At 59.7% G+C, this 18,917-nt stretch carries 19 protein-coding genes; 8 read left to right on the forward strand and 11 right to left on the reverse strand.

Features of this window, described 5'->3' with window-relative positions:
* Window positions 1–17: 17 nt before the first annotated feature.
* The 6 genes from VNX23_RS06255 to VNX23_RS06280 all read right to left on the reverse strand — a co-directional run bounded on the left by VNX23_RS06255 (window position 18) and on the right by VNX23_RS06280 (window position 6,245).
* Window positions 18–1,115, reverse strand: a complete 1,098-nt coding sequence (locus VNX23_RS06255; protein ID WP_325628314.1) for an ABC transporter ATP-binding protein — start codon at window positions 1,113–1,115, stop codon at window positions 18–20.
* A gap of 6 nt (window positions 1,116–1,121) precedes the next feature.
* Window positions 1,122–1,334 (reverse strand): hypothetical protein, encoded by a 213-nt coding sequence (locus VNX23_RS06260; RefSeq protein WP_325628315.1) that lies wholly within the window; start codon window positions 1,332–1,334, stop codon window positions 1,122–1,124.
* Window positions 1,331–2,284 carry a carbohydrate ABC transporter permease gene (locus VNX23_RS06265; RefSeq protein ID WP_325628316.1) on the reverse strand — a complete coding sequence of 318 codons (954 nt, stop codon included), beginning with the start codon at window positions 2,282–2,284 and terminating at the stop codon, window positions 1,331–1,333. Before VNX23_RS06265 ends, VNX23_RS06260 begins: the two co-directional genes overlap by 4 nt.
* On the reverse strand, window positions 2,281–3,216 hold the full coding sequence (locus VNX23_RS06270) for a sugar ABC transporter permease (protein ID WP_325628332.1): 936 nt from the start codon (window positions 3,214–3,216) through the stop codon (window positions 2,281–2,283). Before VNX23_RS06270 ends, VNX23_RS06265 begins: the two co-directional genes overlap by 4 nt.
* Window positions 3,217–3,347: 131 nt before the next feature.
* Entirely contained in the window at window positions 3,348–4,718 is a 1,371-nt protein-coding gene (locus VNX23_RS06275; protein ID WP_325628317.1) for an ABC transporter substrate-binding protein, read from the reverse strand.
* A 1,134-nt stretch (window positions 4,719–5,852) separates the two neighbouring features.
* The gene (locus VNX23_RS06280) at window positions 5,853–6,245 is read right to left on the reverse strand and encodes a LysR family transcriptional regulator (RefSeq protein WP_325628318.1); all 393 of its coding nucleotides are present in this window, start codon (window positions 6,243–6,245) and stop codon (window positions 5,853–5,855) included.
* A gap of 106 nt (window positions 6,246–6,351) precedes the next feature.
* On the opposite strand from VNX23_RS06280, the gene VNX23_RS06285 reads away from it, so the two are divergent.
* On the forward strand, window positions 6,352–6,759 hold the full coding sequence (locus tag VNX23_RS06285; RefSeq protein ID WP_325628319.1) for an SgcJ/EcaC family oxidoreductase: 408 nt from the start codon (window positions 6,352–6,354) through the stop codon (window positions 6,757–6,759).
* A gap of 45 nt (window positions 6,760–6,804) precedes the next feature.
* Window positions 6,805–7,272, forward strand: a complete 468-nt coding sequence (locus VNX23_RS06290) for a hypothetical protein (RefSeq protein WP_325628320.1) — start codon at window positions 6,805–6,807, stop codon at window positions 7,270–7,272.
* A gap of 223 nt (window positions 7,273–7,495) precedes the next feature.
* Here the strand turns inward: VNX23_RS06290 and VNX23_RS06295 are convergent, their stop codons facing one another.
* Entirely contained in the window at window positions 7,496–7,777 is a 282-nt protein-coding gene (locus VNX23_RS06295) for a hypothetical protein (protein WP_325628321.1), read from the reverse strand.
* A gap of 104 nt (window positions 7,778–7,881) precedes the next feature.
* Here VNX23_RS06295 and VNX23_RS06300 point away from each other — a divergent pair, with 104 nt between their 5' ends.
* Together VNX23_RS06300 and VNX23_RS06305 are read left to right on the forward strand one after the other, a co-directional pair.
* Window positions 7,882–8,013 (forward strand): hypothetical protein, encoded by a 132-nt coding sequence (locus tag VNX23_RS06300; RefSeq protein ID WP_325628322.1) that lies wholly within the window; start codon window positions 7,882–7,884, stop codon window positions 8,011–8,013.
* A 21-nt stretch (window positions 8,014–8,034) separates the two neighbouring features.
* Entirely contained in the window at window positions 8,035–8,322 is a 288-nt protein-coding gene (locus VNX23_RS06305) for a hypothetical protein (RefSeq protein WP_325628323.1), read from the forward strand.
* A gap of 27 nt (window positions 8,323–8,349) precedes the next feature.
* On the opposite strand, the gene VNX23_RS06310 is transcribed toward VNX23_RS06305, so the two are convergent.
* Together VNX23_RS06310 and VNX23_RS06315 are read right to left on the reverse strand one after the other, a co-directional pair.
* On the reverse strand, window positions 8,350–9,636 hold the full coding sequence (locus VNX23_RS06310) for an efflux RND transporter periplasmic adaptor subunit (RefSeq protein ID WP_325628324.1): 1,287 nt from the start codon (window positions 9,634–9,636) through the stop codon (window positions 8,350–8,352).
* Window positions 9,633–11,192 carry an efflux RND transporter permease subunit gene (locus VNX23_RS06315; protein WP_325628325.1) on the reverse strand — a complete coding sequence of 520 codons (1,560 nt, stop codon included), beginning with the start codon at window positions 11,190–11,192 and terminating at the stop codon, window positions 9,633–9,635. The genes VNX23_RS06310 and VNX23_RS06315 overlap by 4 nt, the downstream gene beginning before the upstream one ends.
* A gap of 23 nt (window positions 11,193–11,215) precedes the next feature.
* On the opposite strand from VNX23_RS06315, the gene VNX23_RS06320 reads away from it, so the two are divergent.
* Both VNX23_RS06320 and VNX23_RS06325 read left to right on the forward strand, forming a co-directional pair.
* Entirely contained in the window at window positions 11,216–12,073 is an 858-nt protein-coding gene (locus VNX23_RS06320) for a recombinase family protein (protein ID WP_325628326.1), read from the forward strand.
* A 120-nt stretch (window positions 12,074–12,193) separates the two neighbouring features.
* Complete coding sequence (locus VNX23_RS06325; RefSeq protein WP_325628327.1) at window positions 12,194–13,723, forward strand: DUF2235 domain-containing protein; 1,530 nt, start codon at window positions 12,194–12,196, stop codon at window positions 13,721–13,723.
* A gap of 416 nt (window positions 13,724–14,139) precedes the next feature.
* Here VNX23_RS06325 and VNX23_RS06330 read toward each other — a convergent pair whose 3' ends face one another.
* Window positions 14,140–15,252: a VOC family protein gene (locus tag VNX23_RS06330; protein ID WP_325628328.1), complete on the reverse strand. Its 1,113-nt coding sequence runs from the start codon at window positions 15,250–15,252 to the stop codon at window positions 14,140–14,142.
* A 23-nt stretch (window positions 15,253–15,275) separates the two neighbouring features.
* Window positions 15,276–16,889 carry a bifunctional 3-(3-hydroxy-phenyl)propionate/3-hydroxycinnamic acid hydroxylase gene (locus tag VNX23_RS06335; RefSeq protein WP_325628329.1) on the reverse strand — a complete coding sequence of 538 codons (1,614 nt, stop codon included), beginning with the start codon at window positions 16,887–16,889 and terminating at the stop codon, window positions 15,276–15,278.
* A 115-nt stretch (window positions 16,890–17,004) separates the two neighbouring features.
* Here VNX23_RS06335 and VNX23_RS30990 point away from each other — a divergent pair, with 115 nt between their 5' ends.
* Window positions 17,005–17,712 carry a TetR/AcrR family transcriptional regulator gene (locus VNX23_RS30990; RefSeq protein ID WP_414642953.1) on the forward strand — a complete coding sequence of 236 codons (708 nt, stop codon included), beginning with the start codon at window positions 17,005–17,007 and terminating at the stop codon, window positions 17,710–17,712.
* Window positions 17,678–18,667 carry a fumarylacetoacetate hydrolase family protein gene (locus tag VNX23_RS06345; protein ID WP_325628331.1) on the forward strand — a complete coding sequence of 330 codons (990 nt, stop codon included), beginning with the start codon at window positions 17,678–17,680 and terminating at the stop codon, window positions 18,665–18,667. Before VNX23_RS30990 ends, VNX23_RS06345 begins: the two co-directional genes overlap by 35 nt.
* Window positions 18,668–18,917: the final 250 nt, after the last annotated feature.

The following is an 18,917-nucleotide window of genomic DNA, read 5'->3' on the forward strand; positions in this document are numbered from 1 at the left end:
CGGCCCTGATCTCGACTTCAGCCATGCACCCCTCCTTCGTACAATGCGGTGCGGATTGCCCGGCCCGACTCCTTGTCGAAGATCGACAGCGTATCGGGGCGGAAGTCGAGCCCGACATTCTCGCCGATCCCAAAGCAAATGCTGGCGGACGCGCGGGCCTTGAGCGCGCCGTAGCGTGTCGTCACGGTCACGATCTGCGTCGTGCCGAGATATTCCGAGCCATAGACCTCGCCCCGCACCATGCCCTGATCGGTGAAACGCACATGCTCGGGCCGAACCCCGAGCACGAGATCGCTTTCCGAAAGCGCCTCGCGCGCGGTCGGAATGGCGACATCGCGCTCGCCGAGCCGGATCGCCCGCGCGCCGGCCTGCAGGCCGTCGCGAAACGGCAGGAAGTTCATCGGCGGCGAACCGATGAAGTCCGCGACGAACAGCGAAGCGGGACGGTCGTAGATGTCGCGCGGACTCGCGACCTGCTCGACGACGCCGTGGTTCATCACGGCGATCCTGTCGGCCATCGCCATCGCCTCGAGCTGGTCATGCGTCACATAGACCGTGGTGGCGCCGAGTCGGTCATGCAGCGCGCGCAGTTCGTGGATCATCGCCTCGCGCATCTCGGTATCGAGCGCCCCGAGCGGCTCGTCCATCAGGAAGCATTTCGGCTTGCGCACGATCGCCCGGCCAAGCGCGACGCGCTGCCGGTCGCCGCCGGCAAGTCCCGACACCGATCGGTCGAGCAGATGGGAGATGCGCAGGATCCTCGCGACCTCCTCGACCCGCCGCTCGCGCTCCGCCGCACCGACGCCCTCGCATTTCAAGGGAAAGCCGATATTGCGCCGGACGTTCAAATGCGGATAGAGCGCAAACAGCTGGAATACGAAGGCGATATCGCGCGCCGAGGCGCGATTCATCGTGACGTCCTCGCCGCCGAGCCGAATGGTGCCGGCGGTCGGCAATTCCAGCCCTGCGATCATGCGCAGCGTCGTCGTCTTGCCGCAGCCGGAAGGCCCGAGCAGGCAGAGGAACTGGCCGTCTTCTACCGTGAAGCTGGCGGCCTTGACGGCATGAAACGTGCCGAAGGATTTGTTGAGCGCGTCGACCCTGATCTGTGCCATGACGCCCTACTCCCTGACCTTCGAGACGATGGTGAACATTACCGTCCCGAACAGCGTGGTCGCGAACGACAGGGAATACAGCGTCAGGGAAAACGGCTGCATCAGCATGACGACACCCGCGGCGATGATCGTGGTCGCAATCGCCTCCAGCGGACCGCGGCGCAGAATGCTGTCCGCGAATCCGGCACGCCGCATCGATGAGTTCGCCTCAAAGCTCATTTGCGGACCGCTCCAAAGGTGATGCCGCGCAACAGATGCTTGCGCAACAGCACGGTGAACACCACGATCGGCACCAGGAAGAACGTCGTGCCGGCGGCCACCGCGGGCCAGTCCTGCCCGCCCTCGCCGATGATGATCGGAATGAAGGGCGGTGCGGTCTGCGCGTTGCCGGAGGTCAGAAGCACGGCGAAGGCGTATTCGTTCCAGGCGAAGATCAGGCAGAAGATCGCGGTGGCCGCTATCCCGGTCGTCGCCTGCGGCAGCACCACCTTCACGAAGGCCTGGAAGCGGGTATAGCCGTCGATCATCGCCGCCTCTTCGTACTCGCGCGGGATCTCGTCGATGAAGCCCTTGAGCAGCCATACCGCGAGCGAAACGTTGACCGAGGTGTAGAGCAGGATCATCCCGAGTCTCGTATCCGACAGCCCGAGAGTGCGGTACATCAGGTAGATCGGGATCGCGACCGCGATCGGCGGCATCATCCGGGTCGACAGGATGAAGAACAGCAGATCGTCCTTCAGCGGCACGCGGAAGCGCGAGAAGCCATAGGCCGACAGCGTCCCGAGGGCGACGGCGAGCACCGTCGAGCCGAAGGCGATGATCAACGAATTGACGAAGCGCGGCACATAGTTCGACGGCCCCGCGATGACCATGTTGCGGTCGCGCGCGATGCCGTCGCAGAGCCCCCGCGGCGGTCCCAACGTCCTGATGAATTCCGGCGTCTGGCGCGAGCGCGTCGTGAAGAGATTGCAATAGCCTTCGAGCGACGGCGTGAACAGGATTTTTGGCGGATAGGAGATCGCATCGTCCGGCGACTTGAACGAAGTCAGCACGATCCAGACCAGTGGAATCATGGTGATGACGGCATAGAGCACCACCAGCGAGCCGGCGAAGCGGCGCGTGCCGGCCGAGGGTTCGACGACGGAATGGGCTGCATTGGAAAGGCTCATCGGCTTTTCACCCGGTTCAGCGCCTTCACATAGATGTTGGCAAGGCCGAACACCGTCACGAACAGAATGATCGCGAAGGCCGAGGAATAGCCGGTCCGCCAGCTCTCGAACGCCGCGCGCTTGAGCGTGATCGAGGCGACTTCGGTGGTCGATCCCGGCCCGCCGCCGGTGAGCAGGTTGACCATGTCGAACATCTTGAAGTTCTCGATGCCGCGGAACAGCACCGCAAGCATGATGAACGGCAGCGCCATCGGCAGCGTGATCGACCAGAACTGCCGCCATTTGGACGCGCGGTCGACCTCCGCCGCCTCATAGATGTAGTCCGGTATCGAGCGCAGGCCGGCCAGGCAGATCAGCATCACGTAGGGCGTCCACATCCAGGCGTCGACGATGACGATGGCCCACGGACTGAGCGTCACGTCGCCCAGCATCTGGAACGACGAGGCGTCGCGGCCGGTGAGGAAGGCGACGACGTAGTTGAACAGTCCGATCTGCGGCTGGTACAGAAACGTCCAGAAATTGCCGACCACGGCCGGCGACAGCATCATCGGCAAAAGGATGATGGTGGTCCAAAAACTGTGACCGCGAAATCGGCGGTTGATCAAGAGCGCGAGCCCAAACCCGACGACGACCTGGAGCGCTACCGACGCGATCACGAATTGCGCCGTGGTCTGCAGCCGGATCCAGATATCGTCGTCAGACAGAATGTCGCTAAAATTGTCGAGGCCGACGAACCGCAGCGGCAGATAAGACATGCTGAGGTTAAGGCTGGTGAAGGAAAGCCGGATCATCCAGACCAGCGGAAAGATATTGATCGCCAGCAAGAGCGCGATCGTTGGCGCAACGAACAACCACGCCATCGTCCGGTCCGACAGGCCGCGCGCGCGCTTCGCGGCGCGAGTCCTGCTGCGAACCTTGCCAGGCTCACCCATGCCGGCAATCCTGGCCTGATCGGGATGAGGGATCGTGGTCATTTTGTCCATCGGCTGGCCGGTTCAACTTCCCCGGGCACAGCTCCGGGGAAGCCGATTCATCTCGAGTGCGTTGAGTGCGAACGCCGCATTTACTGGGAGGCGACCTGCTTGCCCTGCTCCTTAAAGACCTTGGTCCAGTCCTTCACCAGAAGATCGAGCGCCTGCTGCGACGTTCCCTTGTCGGCGACGACGTAGTCATGCACTCGCTTTTGCATGTCGAGCAAGAGTTGGGCATAAGACGGCTCGGCCCAGAAGTCCTTCACGATCGCCATCGACTCCAGGAATTGCGGAGCGAACGGCGCACTCCCAGGGAAATCAGGCGCATCGACAACTGCCTTCAGGGCCGAATAGCCACCAATCTGCCACCATTTCTGCTGCACGGAGGGCTGCGCAAACCACTTGATGTAAGTGAGTGCATCATCCTTGTGGTCCGACGTCGCGACTACTGAGATGCCTTGGCCGCCGAGCTGGGTAAAATGTCCCTTGGGACCGGCCGGATTGACGAAGAAGCCGATCTTGTCGCCGCCGACGTTCGGATCCTTGTAAAGGCCGGGGAAGAAGGCGAACCAATTCATCTGTATCGCCACCTGGCCGGACTTGAAGGCATCTAGGCCCTCCTGCATGTAGGCGTTGGTCAATCCTGGCGCCGTACAGCACTTGTAGAGCTCCTTGTAGAACTCGAGCCCCTTTGCCGCATCCGGCGAGTTGACAAAGCCTTGCATCTGGTAGGGCTTCTTCGGATTCTCGTAGTTGAAGCCGTAATTGTAGAGAACGTTTGTTACGCCCATCGTGATGCCTTCCGAGCCGCGCTCGGTGAAGATATAGGCGCCATAGACCTTTTTGCCGTCGATCTCACGCCCCTGGAAAAACTCCGCGATCTGCTTCAGCTCATCAAAAGTTTTCGGCGGCGCGAGATCGCGGCCATACTTGGCCTTGAACGCCGACTGAATTTCCGGCCTCGCGAACCAGTCCTTGCGATAGGTCCAGCCCACCGCATCGGCCATCGCGGGCAGCGCCCAATAGTTCGGCGAGTTCTTCGGCCACTCCGAATAGCCGACGACCGTCGCCGGCACGAAATCGTCCATTGAGATGTGCTCTTTGGCGAAGAAGTCATTCAGTTTGACGTACCAGTTGTTTTCGGCGGCGCCGCCGATCCACTGACTGTCGCCGATGATGAGATCGCACAGCTTCCCGTGGGAGTTGAGCTCATTGAGGAAGCGATCGGCATAACTTGTCCAGGGCACGAATTCATATTTCATCTCGATGCCGGACTGCTTGGTAAAGTCCTTGCCAAGCTCGACCAGCGCGTTGGCCGGATCCCAAGCTGCCCAACACAGCGTGAGCTGCTTGCTTTCTGACACAGCCGGCCTGCTTGCGACGGCCGACAATGTGACACCTGCAAAGAGAGCAAGCGCTCCGCCTGCCCACTTCGACCACCCTTCAGTCGCGGATTTTCGCATGTGCATTCCCTCTCCTGACGCTTTCCCACGCTGCACCGGAAGCGCCCTTATCCGGAAGCGGCCGACATCATCGAAGCCCGGGCGGGCTTGAGGCAGACAGGATCAAGGGAGGCAATCGATCATGCTTCACGAGCGATCGCGATGGTCCTTGGGTCGCCTCCAGGCGCGATGTTCAGTTTAGTTTAGTATTAAACATTTGATACCCGTTCGCCGACGTGGTCAAGGAGGAATCCGAAAACGTTCGTATGCTCGCAGAATGAAAAATATGGCTGCCATCCTGACGTAAGCTGCCCTGACGCACGCGCCGACACCAGCCAAATAACCCAGCCGCGACGTCCAACCTTTGATTTATCTATTGTTTATTAAATCAGAGAACTAAACACATCCGCGTGGTCAGGCCACTAACACATCCTTTTGCCAGCGACGTTAGAGATCGCGCGCGTTGCAATATCCGTGGAGATGACTCTGTCTAACTCTTTCGAGAGTCAGCCAGCAATCACCCCTCGCGCGGGAACCGCCATGCCATCAATAGGTTCTCCTGTTCGAGCCCCATCGCACGAGAGGTTCGAATGAAGCGCGCTGTAGTGCTTTTTGTAGTGTTGCTGTCTCTACTCCCCGCATTCGGTCAGAGTCCGAAACTAGACGTCAAGGCGATATGCGAGGCTAGATCGGCCGACGCAAAAAAGGTGGGGTCACCGCCTGATCAGAACATTACGGACTGTATGCGTGATGAGGAAAGTGCAAAGCAGCAGCTAAATGCCCTTTGGGTGTCAACTCCGGTTGCGATACGGAAACGATGTGAAAGTGACGCTCGCTCCCTAGGTACGACGAGCTATCTCGATCTCCTCAGCTGCATACAAATAGCCCAGGACACGAAGTCGCCCCCCAGGAAAGGGCGCGGAAAGCAGTGAAGGCACCGCTCAACGCCTCAAGAAACGTCGTGATCCGATGACGCACTTTCAATGGTCCGGAGCCGCCTGCGTTAGGCCCGATCCGCCCCATGAGCACGTTCGGTTCGATGAGCGGCGGTGGGAACAAGAAACGGGATTCCGACCTGCTTCTACCAACCAAAACGGAAATTTCGTAATCGGTACGGTCGCTCAGCAACCGTGCAAAGGCGCAGAGCGAATTCACCTAGCGCTCGGCAATCAAAATCTGCACACGAACGTTGGGGTAACTCGCCTGGAACGCGGTAACCAGCGGGCTCAACACGGTATCGGAAATGTTGGGCGGTGCCGACAGCCGCAGCGTGCCCGACACGCTCGACTGGCGGTTCGACACGATATTCTGCACAGCTTCGCTGGCTTCAGCGCTGCGCTGCGCATGCTCGAGCACTTCCGATCCCAGATCCGTCTGCCGCAGATTTCGCGTCGACCGGTCAAGCAGGCGAACGCCGAGCTGATCTTCAAGCTCCGCTACGCGACGGCTTACCGTCGAGACCGGCATACCGAGGCGGCGAGCAGCTTCGGAAAAGCTCTTGGCTTCGACAACTTTTGCAAAGACAACTAACGCATTGAGGTCCGTCATCGGTTGTCCAAATCTGGAAATCTGATTCCCGACTTTTCCAGCTAAACGTCCGCAATGATCCGGCTACTCTTCCGAGCGGGAAAATAATGCCATGGAGGGACAGCCAATGTCAGGTAGCACCATAGCGGACGAAACGGCGATTAGGAACCTGATGTCATCCTATGAAAGCGCACTGAACGCCTCAAACACCGAAGCAGCCATGCCGCTTTACGCCGAGGATGGCGTGTTCATGGCGCCGAACAATCAATCCGCGGTCGGCAAGGCGTCGGTGCGGCAAGCCCATGATGCGGTATTCAAAGCCATCACCCTCAAGGTCAAATTCACCATCGCCGAACTTGTAGTGATGTCATCGCAATGGGCTTTGGTGCGGACCAATTCCACAGGCGCCCGGAAGATCAACGCCACCGGCGCTACGAGCCGCGAAGCCAACCAGGAACTTTTTATCTTCAAGAAAGGCGACGACGGCCAGTGGCGGATCGCGCGCTACAGCTTTTCCACCACCAATCCGCTGTGAAGCAGATGATCGGCGTTGTTGCTCCGGTGCACGAAGGATGCGTCCATGAACACAGCGGAAAAGTGGGTCACAACAACCGGTGAGCTCATTGCGGCGATCGAAGATGAGAGCATCGCAAGAGTTGTTATCAGCGGCCGGGTGGTTGACGTGCCGACCATCCGACTGTCGCAAGGCCGATCTTTGTGCGGCGCAGCCGAGGGGGCGACCATCGCATTTACGCCCGGCGCCGACGGCATTGAGCTTTCATCCGACAACAGCGTCCACGATCTCTATCTGTGTGCCTCGCCGGAGAAGCGCGCAATCTTTAATGACACCGCCTGCACGACTTTGGGTCGCATCGAATTGCACGGCGTTACCACTATCGGGCCCGTGCAAATTCTCGCGCGCGGCCAGGTGCGCGGCGGGCATGTCGATGTGAACGGACTCGACATCATCGCGGCCGATGCACGCGCGGAAACCGAACGGCCGCACGGCTACGGCGTTTACGTTCTGCATGGCGCCTTTACGCTTTGAAACATGCAGCCTTTCACGGACAGCGTGCGCAATCGCGGACCGGTCACGACCTACGGGGTGAACGACATGGTGCTTGATAACTGGGGCGTCGTGGACCGGTGGGTAGCGGAAGACAAAATAACTTCGCATGGCCAAAGCGGCATCGGCTTCGTCAATTTCGGCACCGTCAATGTGCTTCAGGTGGAAGCGCCAATCGAAACATTCGGTCAGGGCGCGCGCGGCTTTAACGTCTATTACCGGAACGGTGAATTCCGCCGAATTCGAACGTATCGTCACGCATGCCGACGGCGCGGTCGGCGTCCAGATCAGTCAGCCGGTTGGGAAGATCAAGGTTCGGCGCGGCATCGAAACCTTTGGCGGCGCCGGCAACTCCCTGGTCAAAGGCGTCGTTGTGAAGCTTTCGGCTATTGCGCTTAGCCTCAAACCGGGTGGCTCGGCTCGCGAAATCAGTATCGCCGGTGGTCTGATCACGCACGGCGAGGGCGTCAGCCCGTTGGAGGTACACGGCGCCATCGAGTCGTTACAGGTCACTGACGGCTTTGCCGCAGCCGGCGGCGGCTTCGAAAAAATCTCCTGGAAGGCGTCGGCGTATTTGCGGGTGCTTTGGGCATGGGTGCCAGACTCAACGCGACTGCCGCCGCCTCATCGCTCGATGCAAGGGCCGAAGCGAAAAAGATCGCCTTCGATCGGATCGGCCATGGAAACAAGGTGCCCAAGGTGTTTCATGCGTTCGTGGATTGACTTGGCGCACCGCTGCTTGTGGTGGCGCACGATTTCGGCGCGTGGTGCGCCTACAGCTGGGCGCTGCAGTTTCCGCAGGACTTCAAGTCGCTTACGCTGATCGACGCCGGCATACCGGGCGTCACCCTGACCAACGACATCGAACTCTCCGACTACAAGCGGAAGTGGAATTTCAAACAGGAACGGTCGCGACTCTCTGCGACGAAGCTCAAGCGCCCACGGGCGAAATGGCTGAGACCCCGCCGTCGATCGCGTGGCGAACATCGTATCGAGGTCGGCGAGTTTGCTGACGTCCGCGCGAACCGATGACGACTCCGGAAACAGCGTACCTAAACCCTACGACTTCTTCTGGTCTGGCTTCGGCGGATCGGGTCGGATCGTCACCTTGCGGCCGTCCGTGAGGTCGACCTGCGGGTTCAGGATCACCCGGTCGCCGGCGGCAACACCCGTGCTCACCTCGACCGAGGTGCCGAAGTCGCGCACCGCGGTGATGGGCCGGATCCGCGCCGTATCGTTCTCTACCACGGCAACCGAGAGCCCATTGCGGTTGAAGATGATCGCCTCCGACGGCACGATCAGGGACTGCGCCTTGCGCGGGATCTTCAATTCCACGCGGCAATACATCCCCGGGGACAGCGTGTGCTCCGGGTTCGGCACGTCGATCTCGGTCAAGAGCGTGCGGGTGCCGGGCTGCAGCGCATCGGCGATGCGGGCGACGCTGCCGGGGAAGTCACGGCCCGGGATTTCCGGCACGCGCACCACGGCCTGCGTACCCGGCGTTACGCCGATGGCGTCGTCCTGCGGCACATAGAGCTGGATGCGGATGACGTCGGCGTGCGCGAGCGTGAACATGAAGGTGCCGCTGGCAGCGTCGGCCTGAACCAGGCTGCCTACGTCGACGTTGCGCTGGGTGATGACGCCGTCGAATGGCGCGGTCACGCTTTGATACGTCTTCTGCTGGTTCAGGACCCGCAGCTGCGCCTCCTGTGCGACGATGTTGGCGGTTGCGACCGAAACCGCCGCGTCCCGTGCCTGCAAAGTCAGCCGATCGGTGTCGCCCTGCTGCAGGGTCGCCCAGCCCTGCTGCACCAGCTTCCGGTCGCGGTCCCATGTCACCTGGGCGAGTTCGCGTTGGGCCTGCGCCTGTTCGAGGGTAGCGCGCAGCTGTGTCAAGGTCCCCTCAGCCTGAGCGATCTGGTGCTCGATCTCAGGTGCAGTTATCTCCACGAGCAGATCGCCGGCCTTCACCCGGCTGCCGATGTCGACGTTGCGCTTGGAGATGTAGCCGCTGGCGCGGGCATAGATGTTTGCCTGCTCGAAGGCTTCGGTAGTCCCGGGCCAACTCGCGACGCGAAACGGCTCCGAGGCGCGCACCGCCGCAGCGCGCACCGCCGGCACGAAGTCGCGCCGGGCATTTGCGGTCGCCATCACCTCGGCGTGCACCGTGTAATGCTTCCAGAAGCCGTAGCCGAGGGTGCCGACGAGAAGGGTGATTACCAGAAAGGCCAGGAGGGTGCGGCCGGCCCTACCTTTCGATTGCACGGGCGTCTGCACGGACTGATGATCGACCGGGTGTTCATGCACCAGGACGCCGTTGTCCGGGGGCGGTGAGAGCTCGTTCATACCGGGTCCTCTGCAAAGACGCCCTGCGCGGGTTTGCCGTCATTGCCCTTGCGCAGCAACGCGAAAAGGTATGGTACTACGAAAAGGGTGGTCGGGGTGGCGAACAGGAGCCCGCCGATCACAGCGCGGGCCAGGGCCGCGTTCTGTTCCTCGCCCGGGCCGCCGATCGCCATCGGGATCATGCCGACGATCATCGCGGTTGCCGTCATCAACACCGGGCGGATACGGGTACGGCCGGCGGCGATCGCCGCCTCGAACGCGCTGTGGCCGGCGAACTGCTGCTCGCGGGCGAAGGTCACCAGCAGGATCGAGTTCGCCGAGGCGACACCGATCGCCATGATCGCTCCCATGAGCGAGGGCATGCTCAGCGTGGTGCTGGTGATGTAAAGCATGGTGACAATACCGCAGAAGGTCGCGGGAAGTGCCAGGATCACCACGAAGGGGTCGCCCCAGGTCTGATAGTTCACCACCATCAGCAGGTAGACAAACACTGCGGCGAACAAAATACCAATTGCGAGGTCGCGGAACGCCGAGTTCATGCTGTCGATCTGGCCTACCACCTCGATCCGGTTTCCGGGCGTGAGCTGCGACTTGTACTGGTCGACCACTTTGTTGATGTCGGCCGAGAGCGAGCCGAGGTCGCGGCCGTCGGCGTTGGCGTAGATCTCGTACAGCGGCTGCACGTTAGCCTGGTTGGCGTTGGTCGGGATCGAGTCGCGCTTCAACGTCGCCACGTTGCTGAGCAGCCCTGGGACCGGGCTGCCGTTGTTGCCGACTGCGAACTTAGTCACCGGCGTGTTCTTCAGGTCGTTGAAGGTGTCGGTGCGGTATTCGGGCGTCTGCACCGCTAGATAGTAGGGTGTCCCGTTCGCCGGATCGGTCCAGAAATTTGGGGATACCTGCTGCGACGAAGCGAGCGAGGTGTTCAGGTTGAGCGCGATGTCACTCACCGTCAGTCCGAACTGGCTGGCGCGGGCGCGGTCGATCTCCGCGAAGAACTCCGGTCCGTTGATCTCCTGCTGCAGGTGCACGTCGGCAAGGCCAGGGATCGCCGCGATCTTCTGCTGCATCTCGCGCGCGATGCGCAGGTTGTTGGCGCGGTTGTAGCCCACCGTGCGCACGTTGATCTGCGCCGGAATGCCGAAATTCAGGATCTGTGTCACCATGTCGGCGGCCTGGAAATAGAAGATGTTCTCCGGGAATTCTGCCGGCAGCACCTGGCGCAGCTTCTTGATGTAGGTCGCGGTCGGCTTGTGGTCCTCCTTCAGTGCCACCAGGATGACGCCGTCGTTGACGCCCGTCGCGGTGCCGTCGCCGAAGGCATAGTTGTAGGAGCGCGCTGGCAGGCCGATGTTGTCGACGATGAGGTCGCGCTCGTGCTCCGGGATCACCTCACGGATCTTTTCTTCCACCTGCTGAAAGATAGCTTCCGTCTTGTCGATGCGCGTGCCGGCTGGAACACGGACGTGCAGCTGGATTTGCCCGCCGTCGATCAGCGGGAAGAAGTCGCGACCGTCAAAGAAGAACAGGGTGCCGCCGAGTGCGAGGATCACCACCGCAATCGCGGAGAAATACGAGAGTGGCAAAATACCAGGGCGGCATTCCCTTTACCTATGGTCCCCTCGCCTATTTTCTCAAGAACCGAATCTATCTCGGCGAGATGCACCACGGCGGCAAATGGTTCAAAGGCGAACACGAGGCCATTGTTGACCGCGAGACCTTCGACCGGGTCCAGCAGCTGCTCAAAAGCGCCGCCACCCAGCGGAAGGTAAAGCGCTCGGAAAGCGGGGCGTCGCTGATGGGGAAGCTGTACGACGACCGCGGCAATCTCATGAGTCCGAGTTTTTCCCGCAAGAACGGCGTTCGTTACCGGTTTTATGTCAGCTCAGCCCTGCTCCGCGGCCGAAAGGACAAGGCCGGCTCGGTCCGGCGCATAGCCGCTGGCGAAATCGAGGGGGCTGTCGAGGAAGCCGTTCGGGGAAAGTTGGATATGGCAGATGCTTCGGGTCAGGCCATTACAGATTGGATTGAGCGTGTCGTACTTCGCGACACCCAGATCCGCGTTACCGTCAACGCCAAGGACAGCGACTCGCCGGCTCCGACCATTGAAATTCCCTGGACGTCCAACAAACCCAGCTTCGATTGCGTGCCAGCTCACTCAGAACACAAACCAGATCCGAAGCTGGTACAAGCCATTGTGCGGGCCCACGCCTGGCTGGCCGATCTAAAGAATGGGCGCTTCTCATCGGTTGAAGAGCTTGCTGCCACGGCGAAACTCCACGCGAAAGTCGTGCGGCAAGCTCTGCGCTTTGCATTCCTCGCGCCCGGCCTTATCCGGGCAATCCTCGAAGGTCGCCACGCGGCAGGGGTGACGCTCCTCAGAATTCCTAAGACTTTGCCTCTAACCTGGTCAGCGCATGAGCAGATGCTCGGCTAGCTCTACGAGACGGCGAATGTCTCTTTCTCCACAGGGTTTATCGAGCGATCCGCCTCGCGGTCCTTTCGGCCGGTACAACTTCTAATGTAAATGATACCCGCGCTCTGGCGGGAATATGCGATGGCAAAAAATATTGTTATCTTTTCGGACGGCACAGGCCAAGCTGGCGGAATCAATTTCGACGAAGCGCGCACCAACGTTTACAAACTGTATCGGGCATGCCGAGTTGGACCAGACACACCAATTAATCCCGCTGAGCAAGTGGCCTTCTATGATCCAGGTCTAGGGTCCGCTGCTGACGGCAGTCAATTTAAGATCGGCTGGATGCGATGGATCTATAACCTCCTAAGCATGGCCACGGGGTTAGGCATCACCAATAACATCATCGACTGCTACGCGGCTATTATCAGGCTCTACGAGAACGGCGACCGGATCTTTCTCATCGGCTTTAGCCGAGGTGCCTACACGGTTCGCTCTCTTGGCGGCGTCATTGCCTATTGCGGAATTCCAAGGCACCTACCCGATGGCACTCCGTTGCAACTCGATCTAAAGGGATCACGCGCACTGGCAGAGCATGCGGTGAAGGATGTCTATCAGTTTTGCTCCTCTTACGATCGGGCCAAGATCGGGCCCTACCTTGCCTTTATGATGCGAACGCGTGACGCCATCGCCGCAAAATTCAGATCCGAGCATGGCAGTTCCGTCATCAAAGATGGCGCCGAACGGGCCAATGTCTTTCCTTACCTTATTGGAGTGTTCGACACCGTAGCCGCGCTCGGAAATAAATGGCTAGGCCCGATTGTGGTCGTCGCGGTGTTGGCCATTCCATTTGCGCTGCATTACCTGGGAGCAGCGCTCGAGCCAGTTCTTCCGACGGCTGGAAGCATTGCCCGAGTTCTTGGTTACTTCAGCGTCTTGCTTGCAATCCTCATCTATTTAAAGAACTACTTGAAGATTGCTCCCTCGTTACCGGGGTACGGCATCTTCAAACGCCTTGCGACGCTGCATTTAACCCGATCCAAACACAAGTTTTACGACACCACCCTAAACGTGAACGTCGGCTATGCTAAGCACGCGATTTCCATTGACGAAGATCGCGCAGATTTCGCGAGAGTCGGATGGACTCCGACGGCAGACAAGCAAGATAAACGGGACGACAGTGGCAACCTGTATTTTGAGCAGGTGTGGTTTCCTGGTGTTCACGCTGACGTGGGCGGTGGCTATTTTGAAAACGAAGCTCGTCTGTCCGATGACGCTTTGAATTGGATGGTTGCCGCCGCATCCATCATTCCCGACGGATTGAAACATGACGGGAGTGTTCTTGGACTGTGGCCAAACTCGAGCGGCCCTCAACACGATGAGCAAGCGGGCTCCTTTTTCAAGAAAGGCTTACGAAAGCTTCCGACCGACGACACGGGGGTGTCCCGGTCTCCCATGCACAAATCGGTCTATCAACGCTTCGAAAACGGCCCCGTGCTGATTTTCAATCAGATGGGACTTTATCGTCCCATTAATCTTCGGACCCATGTGGACTTCAAGCAGTATTTCGAACCCGGATCACGCAGTGCTGGGCTAAATCCAATTAGAAGCTGCGTCGCCGACGACATTGAAATGAAATGGAAGAAGACTGGCTACGTCGGCCGTATTTAAAACAATCCGTGAGGACCATTCGCCCACGCGTCACATCGGCGATAAACTCCGCATCGGTCCAGGTGTGGGCGTGGTTGTAGCTGCTCGCAGCCTAAAAGAAAGTAAGGGCCTTTGCGTGAGGGTTGCGCTTCGCGCTAGCGAGCAGAGCTTCGAACATGCTTTCCGGAAGGGCGCGACTCGAAATCGATTGCGCTTCGATTGCTTCATTATCCGATAGGCTGCGTGTCGGCATCACGATCTTCCTCAGGGCGTTAAAAATCAGGGCGGCGGATTTCGGGGTTGATTCTGGCGAATGCTACTGCAACGGAGTCGAAGCGACTGGAAGGGTCAGATGCATGCCGTCCTCAGCGATGAGAACTTCTGCGTCGCTGGCGGACTCACCCACAAAGGCAGTCCGCCTGCCGCCTCGTCCTTGGTCAGCCCTGCCAGGCGCGCCCTGGTTTCGATAGGCTGCTCTTGAGCGCCAGCATTTTTTTCAGCCGCGCCTTATCTCTCACGGCAGTCTTGCAGACCATCCAGAGGCGCCGCAGCGTCAGCCGCGCGTCGATGAAATCATCCGGCAGATCGGGACCCCATTGATAAAGACCTTGCCGGTCCAACAGATGGTAACCAGGCTCCTGCGAGGAGTCGAACAGGTCACCGTCTGCATAATGCTCGTGTTTTTGGCCCCATGGGTCGCGCCAATAATCGAATATCTGGCTACCGAGGAGATGACGGCCGACGCCCCATGAATGCCGGTAACGGTTGGCAAGCAGGACTTGTTGTCCCATTTCCACGGCGTCGAGATCGACCACTTCGAAGGCGACGTGATCAACTTTGGACTCCAGCCCCATCGTCACGAACAAGGTATGATGGTCCGTCGGCTCGTCGCCGCGATCAAGACGCATGAAGGAGCCGACCAGCGCACCGTCGGGCAGGCACATCACGTCGGAGGGAATGAACCCCAGCATGTCTATGTACCAGCGCACGCTCACGTCGAAGTCGGGCGCCTCGAGCACGAGATGTCCGAGTTTGGTGACCTGGGGCGGCTCCAGCGCCGGGCGCTGGGTGTCGTTCACTCGAACGATTTGGTTCGGCGCGTTATGGGGAATTGCAGAGCGAACCGGGAGCGGCTTGTTCGGCACGAAGCCATGCAAGACGTCGACGGCCACGCCTTCGGGATCGCGCAGATGGACGACGGAGCCTCCACCCGGAGTATTCGCCGGGACAACTGGACGACCGGAGGCCTTCGACAGCTTTTGGAGGTCCTCCTTCGTCGGAACCGACAATCCAAGCCCGAGGAATCGAGCTTCCGGACCGATCGAGATGCGATAGATGTAGGGTTGCGACCCTGTTCCTCGCATGAACAGCTCGCCTTCGCTTTTCGCGACAACGGTCAGGCCAAAGTCAAGCAGGTATTGCTCGGCTTTGCCGATATCCGGACGCTCAAAATGAACAAACAGAAGTTCGTTGGCTTTGACGATTGGTTCGCGGCTGCGTGCCAGCTTGATGCTGCCGGGTCCGCCGTTGAGTTCTGCAATTTGCGACATGGATGTCTCCTGATCCGGGATTGCTAGGCCGCGACGCGCGATGGATGCGCAGTCTCGGCAAGAGTGAAGGGAGTGAGGGCCGAAATGTTCTTGTCCGGGTTGAGCCGGGCGGCAATGAACCGATCGGGGCGAACGAGAACAGCCCGGACTTGATGCCGCTTGGCCCAGTCGGCAAAGCCGCGGTCGATGTATTGCAGCGACAACGTCCTTGCGTCCTTGATGCCCCCGTTCAGACAAACAAATCTTGCCTGGAGGGCGTCAAGAACAGCCAAGTCACGGGCGGACAACATGGAGACCGGATCGATTCCGATGCCGAGCGCCAGCCATTGATGACAGGAAAGGAACGCATCAAGCGGCTCGTTCCCTTGCGCCGGATTGACGGTCGGCTGGGGCATCATCTGACCGATCAGCACGTCCCGCCCTTTGTCAGTCAGCGCGCTCTGATGGATCTCGGGCGCTGGCAAGACCCCGCCGCGGCCGATGAAAGCCCGGAATTTGCCGGACAGGTTGAGGCAGGCAAAGAGCAGGTCCCGTGCCGCTGCGGTGATCCGGTTCGTCGGCATGATCAATGCGCCAAGACGGCGCGAAACCTCGACCATTTTCCGCGCGACTGGCGCGCGTTCGACCTGATATGTGTCAAGGATGGAGTCAGGGGCCTGTCCTCTCAGAACTGAAACAAGCTTCCACGAAAGGTTGACGGCATCTTTCATGCCGCCGTTCATGCCCTGACCCGCGAAGGGCGGCATCAGATGCGCTGCGTCGCCAGCCAGAAATACACGTCCCAGCCGCCAGCGATCCGCGACCCGCGCGTGGAAGGTGTAGATCGCCTTCCGCTCGATTTCGAACGAACGATACTTGGTATGCTCCATGACGAGAGAATAAATCTTGTCGTCGCTCTTGAGGTCTTCCCCGGTCTCGCCGGGCAGCTGCATGAACTCCCAGCGCACCCGCTCGCCGACTGCCGGCAATTCCACGCGCGGACGGCGCGGATCGCAATTGAAGGTGATCTGCCTTACGCCGTGATTCCTGACGATCGCATCGATCACCAGCCAGTGTTCCGCATAGGTCGAACCTATGAGCTGTGCGCCAAGCAGTTCGCGGATTCCACTGGCGCCTCCGTCACAGGCGACCACGTAGTTCGCGCGCTGCAGACTTGGGCCGTCTGGCGCCGATATCTTCAGAACGACCCCGCTTGGGTCCTGTTCAAGCCCGGTAACTGCGTGTTCGAACAGCGTGCGAGCATTGTCGAAGCGGGATAGCCCCTTGAGCAGGACTTTTTCGAACTCCGGTTGATAGAAGGTGCCCAACGCCGAGTGACCAAATTGGCTTCGGACGGGGAAATCCGCGGCCATCAATGTGACATTGCGCGCATTCAGGTGGCGGACATGCGGATTCTGAATGAGGCCGGGCGCGATCTCGTTGAAAAGGCCGACCTGAGTGAAGAGACGTAGTGTCTCGGCGTCATAAGCTATCGCTCGCGGCAGTCCCAGAAGTCCCTTGTTGCGTTCGAGAACGACAACTCGGATGCCCGCCAAGCCAAGCAGGTTTGCGGTCATCAGGCCCACCGGACCTGCGCCTACGATCGCGACCTCGCACTCCTGCAATGGTCCGGAATTGACTTCGATTTCCTTCGACATTTGCGCCTCCTCTAACGCCGGGCCCGGGGGCTCCAAAATTTGTGTTGCACTATTTGGTCATAATGACTAAAAAGTCAATATGAAATATTCGAACAGTCAAAAAAGGTAAGCGGATATGGCCAGGGTCGACCTCGTGCGCCGGGCGCAAATCGGGCTGCGGCTCCGCGCAAAGAGCCATGCCCAGTTGATACGGGCGGCGCGTGCGTTGTTTGCGATCCGGCCGGTCGATTCCATCACAGTCGATGACGTGACGAGAGAAGCGGAACTGGCGAAAGGGACGTTTTACGTTCACTTTCAGCATCTCGACGATTTGCGCGCGGCCGTGGCGGATGAGCTGGCGCACGAACTGGACGACCTTCTCCAGCCTCATCGGACCGGAATTGCCGACCCGGTCGAGCGGATAGCGACGGGCTGCGCAGCGTTCATCAGGCAAGCGCTGCACGATCCGGCTTGGGGAGGACTCGCCGCGCGGGGGGTCTGGGCGTTTCCGGCGGTTGCCACCGCCGCCCGCAAGCGACTCAGCGAGGACCTGCGTGCCGCGATAGCGCAAGGACGCATAGCGCCGGTTTCGGCGGAAGTCGGGTTCGATATCGCCGTTGGCATTGTTCTTCAGGCGATGCGTTCAGCCAGTGAGAAGCGTCTCTCGCTCTCTGACGTACCGGTCGCTGTTTCCGGGGTCTTGCGCGGGCTCGGCGTGGCCGCCGACGAGGCCGAGCAGATCGTTCGCCGCTTACCCGAACCGCCCCTTCTGACGAAATCCTCTAATCGCCTTCCGATCGATACTCTCGTTGACCGAAACAACAACCGAACAAAAAGGACTTGAAAACATGGCTACCAACATAGCTCGCTACGAAACCGAGGGAACTGCGTACTGGGGTGTCGTATCAGCATCAGGAATATCACCCCTCGACGGCGTCTATCCGACGACGGCCGCCTTGATCGAGCAAGGCGAGGCCGACTGGCGCGCAGCATCGGGAAAAGCGGCCAGTGTACCGATGGTTTCAGTGAAGATTCTCTCGCCGGTAACGGCGCCTTGCCGCGTTTACTGCCAGGGCGCCAATTATCGACAACACATGATTGAATCCGGCATGGACCCAGATGCAAAGCTGTTCAACATGTTTTTCACCAAGTCGGATGCGTCGATCAGCCCCGCAAGAGGCTCGGTGCAGCGACCAAAACACGTCATGTTGCTCGACTACGAAATCGAACTTGCGTTGGTATTTCGTCGGCCAATTTCGTCATCTGTCGCCGTCACCCAGGATACGCTGAAGGAGTACGTGTTCGCCGTCACGATCGCGAACGATCTCAGTGCACGGGACGTCCAGCTTCCGCAGATGCAATTCTTCAAGGGCAAGAGCTATCGTGGATTTTGCCCGATAGGTCCTTGGCTAACGGTTCTTGAGCCCGACGAATTCGCCTACCTCGACCAGCTCGAATTACAACTCTCCGTAAACGGTTCCCCTCGTCAGCGCGATACGACAAAGAATCTGGTGTTCAAGCCCGCAGAAACGATTTCCGAATTGTCGACTATCGCAAACGTCAGACCGGGCGATGTATTGCTGACGGGTACGCCCTCCGGATGTGCGCTTCGCGTACCGCCTGCCCCGATTCGGAGGCTCCTGCAGTTGCTTCCGGAGCGACAGTTCTGGAATTTGTTTATCAAAGCCCAGCGTCGCCGCCCGCAATACCTGCAGCCTGGAGACGTCATCAACGCTTACATACACAGCGCGGATGGCCGCATAGATCTTGGCGAGCAGATAACGAACGTCTTGAGCTAACCAAATTGCAGACGGGTCACTGGATCGGCGGCCGCCGCAGGGAGATCAGAAGGGGTTAAGCCTTGCGGCTGTCAATTGGACGTTGTCCAACGTGTGTTCCTTTGGATCGAATTGTTTGGCGTTCCCTAGCCACCGCGCTGCCCTGCGGCGAGTTCGATCTGTGGCAAATGTGCCAGCGTGGATTTCACTTGACGGCTCGCCACACCAATCGCACGCAAGATAGAGCCAATCGCCGCTTTTTGATCACGGC

It is taken from the genome of Bradyrhizobium sp. (assembly GCF_035570375.1).
Lineage (GTDB): Bacteria > Pseudomonadota > Alphaproteobacteria > Rhizobiales > Xanthobacteraceae > Bradyrhizobium.

What these genes read in the sequence shown, in the direction of transcription:
- VNX23_RS06280 (WP_325628318.1), bottom strand. Translation starts at nt 6,245, where the DNA reads ATGACGGACCTCAATGCGTTAGTTGTCTTTGCAAAAGTTGTCGAAGCC.
- VNX23_RS06330 (WP_325628328.1), bottom strand. Translation starts at nt 15,252, where the DNA reads ATGTCGCAAATTGCAGAACTCAACGGCGGACCCGGCAGCATCAAGCTG.
- VNX23_RS06290 (WP_325628320.1), top strand. Translation starts at nt 6,805, where the DNA reads ATGAACACAGCGGAAAAGTGGGTCACAACAACCGGTGAGCTCATTGCG.
- VNX23_RS06260 (WP_325628315.1), bottom strand. Translation starts at nt 1,334, where the DNA reads ATGAGCTTTGAGGCGAACTCATCGATGCGGCGTGCCGGATTCGCGGAC.
- VNX23_RS06275 (WP_325628317.1), bottom strand. Translation starts at nt 4,718, where the DNA reads ATGCGAAAATCCGCGACTGAAGGGTGGTCGAAGTGGGCAGGCGGAGCG.
- VNX23_RS06325 (WP_325628327.1), top strand. Translation starts at nt 12,194, where the DNA reads ATGGCAAAAAATATTGTTATCTTTTCGGACGGCACAGGCCAAGCTGGC.
- VNX23_RS06255 (WP_325628314.1), bottom strand. Translation starts at nt 1,115, where the DNA reads ATGGCACAGATCAGGGTCGACGCGCTCAACAAATCCTTCGGCACGTTT.
- VNX23_RS30990 (WP_414642953.1), top strand. Translation starts at nt 17,005, where the DNA reads ATGGCCAGGGTCGACCTCGTGCGCCGGGCGCAAATCGGGCTGCGGCTC.
- VNX23_RS06265 (WP_325628316.1), bottom strand. Translation starts at nt 2,284, where the DNA reads ATGAGCCTTTCCAATGCAGCCCATTCCGTCGTCGAACCCTCGGCCGGC.
- VNX23_RS06270 (WP_325628332.1), bottom strand. Translation starts at nt 3,216, where the DNA reads ATGGGTGAGCCTGGCAAGGTTCGCAGCAGGACTCGCGCCGCGAAGCGC.
- VNX23_RS06300 (WP_325628322.1), top strand. Translation starts at nt 7,882, where the DNA reads ATGGGTGCCAGACTCAACGCGACTGCCGCCGCCTCATCGCTCGATGCA.
- VNX23_RS06310 (WP_325628324.1), bottom strand. Translation starts at nt 9,636, where the DNA reads ATGAACGAGCTCTCACCGCCCCCGGACAACGGCGTCCTGGTGCATGAA.
- VNX23_RS06285 (WP_325628319.1), top strand. Translation starts at nt 6,352, where the DNA reads ATGTCAGGTAGCACCATAGCGGACGAAACGGCGATTAGGAACCTGATG.
- VNX23_RS06335 (WP_325628329.1), bottom strand. Translation starts at nt 16,889, where the DNA reads ATGTCGAAGGAAATCGAAGTCAATTCCGGACCATTGCAGGAGTGCGAG.